Here is a 1,195-nt window from a genome sequence, read left to right as displayed (position 1 = left end):
CGGCGCGCCCGATGACGCTGAGGCCGGTCTCCGGCTCGCCCCGGACGAAGGCGAACAGCCCCAACTACAGCAGTGAGCCCGGGAGCAGCGCCCCGAGGGCCTCGGTGACGAACGGCAGCACGGAGCTGTCCCAGTGGCGGGCCATGAGCTGGCCGGACAGGCCGACCAGGACGGCGGCGAGGCCGGTGGCCATCATCGATCCCCCGCCGGCGTCGACCAGCACGCCGTACGTCGCCCAGCCCGCGGCGCTGTTGAGGAGGACGCCCGGCAACATACCCGGCTCGGTGTTGAGCAGCACCGCGAAGACCAGGGCGAGCAGGAGCGCCGCGGCCAGCTGGAGCGGCGGGTTCGACGAGGACGGGACGCTCTGGGCGGCCAGGTCGGCGCCGTTGTTGACGCCGACGTAGAGCACGCTCATCACCCCGACGACCACGCCCACCATCAGGTACAGCGCTTCCAGCAGCCGCGCGGCGGCGGTGAGGTAGAAGCCCGCGAGGCCGTCCTGCACGGCCGCCACCATGGGCCATCCGGGCAGGAACGCGTACAGCCCCCCGGTGACCACCACGGACCCGCGGAGGTGCAGCTGGTTGAAGGACAAGAGGATGCCGACGGCCGCGGCCGCTGTCGCGGCCGTCGCGATCCGGTAGAAATCCGGCAGGTCGTGGCGCCCGACCAGCTCCGAGAGCCGGTGGCCCGCCGCGGCCGCGACGACGGCGCTGACGAACACCAGCCAGGCCCTGGCATCGACCCGGCCGCCGACCAGCAGCGTCGCGGTGCCGGCCAGCAAGCCGGAGGAAAGGACCAGCCCCCAGGCCGGGTAGCGGGGGCAGTCCCGGTTCACGGCCAGCAGCCGCCGGTGGGCGTCGTCCACGCCCAGTCCGCCCACGGTGATCTCGGTGACCAGCCGGAAGAGCGCGGCCAGCCGCGCGCAGTCCCCGGCGGGCCGGCGCACCGACCGCTCGAGCGTCACCGGCGGCTCGCCGGGACCCGGCTGGTAGGAGATCGCCACCCGGGTGAAGGTGACCTGGGGATCGCAGGGCCGCAGCCGGTAGGTCCACGCGACGGCGAACATGGCCGCCTCGACGTCCTCCGCGGCCTCGCCGCAGGCCAGCATCAACTCCCCCACCAGCAACGCCAGGTCCAGGGCGGCGGCGACTGCGGCGGGCCCCGGCTCGTCCCCACGAACCGCGTCGCC

At 74.3% G+C, this 1,195-nt stretch carries 1 protein-coding gene; it reads right to left on the bottom strand.

Annotated elements, in window-relative coordinates; genetic code table 11:
- Nucleotides 1-64: 64 nt before the first annotated feature.
- Nucleotides 65-1,195 (bottom strand): threonine/serine exporter family protein (locus AB0O00_RS40450; protein ID WP_363659654.1); only part of this gene is annotated, 1,131 nt, incomplete at its 5' end.

The organism is Kitasatospora sp. NPDC093558, assembly GCF_040683475.1.
Lineage (GTDB): Bacteria > Actinomycetota > Actinomycetes > Streptomycetales > Streptomycetaceae > Kitasatospora.
The sequence above is the reverse complement of the archived record's forward strand: the minus strand, read 5'-3'. Positions and strand labels throughout refer to the sequence as shown.